Genomic DNA, 2,625 nt, shown 5'->3' with positions numbered 1-2,625 from the left:
GGTGGAGATTATAGATGTAGAGGTGTTGGACCCGGCTAAATTGCTAGAGTATAAGAGCACGGCGCAGCTAGTCCAAGACGCGCACGCTAAGGGCTTGAGCTCTAAAGAAGCCTTAAAGATGATAGAGTGGAGGAGGGAGCAAATCACCCTAGCTTTGCCTTTTAAAAGCGGGGTGGAACAGCGTATTTTTTCCAAAGAGGATATTAAAAGCGCAGCGCAAATTTTACAGGAGGGCAGAGCGACGCGCTTAAGCCCCGAGCAGATAAAGCGCGCTATTCTTAAGGCAGAGGAATTAAAAGCAAGCGCGCCTAGTAAAGATGTAAAATACCAAGCCCAAGCCAGCGCGCTTTTTAACAAGGCTCAAGAGCAAGAAGCAGACTTTAAACAACTCTTAGAGGGGTTAGCCCAGCCTAGTAGCCAGTTAGAGGCTAGCCATATTGTAAAGAGTGTAGAAAGCATTGAGAGCAAGATTAAGCGTAAGAGGGGGGATATAAGTGGCATTAATGATTATTTGAGGGGGGCTATTATTGCCCCAGATAAAAGCCAATTAGATAGCCAGTTGGTGCGCATTTTAGACACTTTAGAGAGTCAGGGTATCACCCCTATTACAGAGCTACACCACCGCCAGAGTGGATACAAGGGTATCCATGTGCAATTTGAATACAATGGGGTAGGCAGTGAAATACAATTACACACCGCCCAAAGTTGGGATATTAAGAAAAGATTAGACGAGATTTATCACATTTTAAGAGAACAAGCAGTTAATCCGACTTTGAGCAAGGAAGAAATACAAGAGTTAGTTAGAGAGAGTCAGCGTATCGCTCAAGATTTAGATTTAGATATCAATGCTTTAACTTCTTTTGCCTTGAGTTCGGATAAAAACGCCACTTCTGAAAAGTCTGTATTAGTCAGAAAGTCCTCCATAGACTTAAACGACTCCCAAGATTTAGCCTTAAAGTCAAATTCAAACATGCCTTCTTCACCCGGGGCAGATATAGCATACAACCGCCCCGACTCTGTATTAAACCAAAAAGACGAGATTTTAACCGGGGGTAAGGGAATAGATGAATCCATTGACAAGCCTTTAGATAGTGTGATCAAAGATAGCACAACAGCGCTTAAAATTGAATCCAAAGAGCCCCCCAAGCTTGATCCTAAGCTTGCGCCTAAGTTTAGGGTTGCAAAAATTAAGTTCCCCTATGTGCCTATTCGGACAAGTTGGGGAAGAGCGTTACAAGAAACAGAACAGCTTAGAAACCTTTTAAGACACAAGGAGAATTTTTATAATAACTTAAAAGAGACTTATGCCTTAGAACGCCATGAGGGCTACTACACCCCTAGCAATGCACTAGAGAACACGCCAAGACTTTCCCAAAAAGCCCTTTACGAAGTTTATCACAGAGATTATTCCAAGTTTTTAAGGCTAAGAAATGTTTTAGATAGCCCTAGTGTGGTGCTTAAAACACAGGAAGGGTATTTGTTTGCTAGAGAAGAAAAGTGGGGGGTAAAGACTTTTGTAGACTTGAGAGAGGACAAAGAAGGTTTATGGCATGTAGCCCATTTTGGGGATTTTAAAACCTTTAAAAAGGTAGATGACGCGCTCAAAAAAGGCGGGCAAATGCTTTTAGATCAGCGTGGATCAAAAGCCATTCTAGCCAATCCCGCCTTTGGCGAAAACTTTGCCGAATATGCAGGCAAAGGCGCACAAGCGGTAGCTAAGCTTTTAAAAGAAAAACGCGGGCAAGTAGCCGGGGCGTTTTATAAAGAGGGGTTGGGGTATATTGATCTGGTGTGGGGAGCAAAAGATAAGGGTATAGGCTTAGAGAAAATCCTAGCAAAGCATGTAGATGATTTTAAAGGCTTTAAGGGCAATACACCCCAAGAAAAATTAGTTAATGGGCTAGAGCACTTAATCCAAAATGGCGCGCTTAGGACTAGCCCCACAGGCATTAAAACCATTTTTGAACCCACAGCACAAGGGGAATTTAGAGTCGGGTTGTCTAAAGGGTGGTTTAAAGAGGGGGATAATCATTGGGTCATCACGGCTTACGAGTATAAACGCCCCCCTGTAGAGACTTTCGACCAATCTACAAGCCCCAAAGGGTTTGAGCATGGGCATCTAGCTCAAAAGGGCGAAGCTAAAGATAGCACAACCCCCCTTAAAGACACTTCTAAGCCTAGAAAGAAACAAGTAAAAGCCCTTGAAAGCGAGTTTATCGACAACATCATCCATGATTATACCGCGCGTGGCGAAAATAACCAAAGCCTCATCGCCACATTGAAAAACTACATCGATGATGAGGACTTTATCCACAACCTCTCCAAGGAAACACTTGTGAACATAGAACCCGGGCTAGCAAGAGCAAACGATTATCTCATGTACGAACAAGTTGCCAAAATGGAGGAGATGATCCAAAAGATAGAAAAGTTAGATTCACAAGCGGTTAGCCCGGGTATGCGTGCAAGTTTGGCACACATGCAGAAACTCAAGACCCAACAAGAAAAAGAGCTTTTAGAAATTAAAGGCTTGTATGAAAAGCTCATTGCCAAGTGGGAGAAAATGCATGGGCAAAAGGCTAATGCGGTGTTCCCAGCTAAGTATACGCCCAAGGAATCTAAAGGGGC

1 pseudogene is annotated in these 2,625 nt (G+C 43.4%); it reads left to right on the top strand.

The features are described 5' to 3' along the window. Positions 1-2,625 (top strand): annotated as a pseudogene (locus EAO37_RS08935) (hypothetical protein); the annotation flags it as partial.

Source organism: Helicobacter sp. L8 (genome assembly GCF_003660355.1).
In the GTDB taxonomy this organism is placed as follows: Bacteria; Campylobacterota; Campylobacteria; order Campylobacterales; family Helicobacteraceae; genus Helicobacter; species Helicobacter labacensis.
This window is presented reverse-complemented; position numbering and strand designations above follow the sequence as displayed.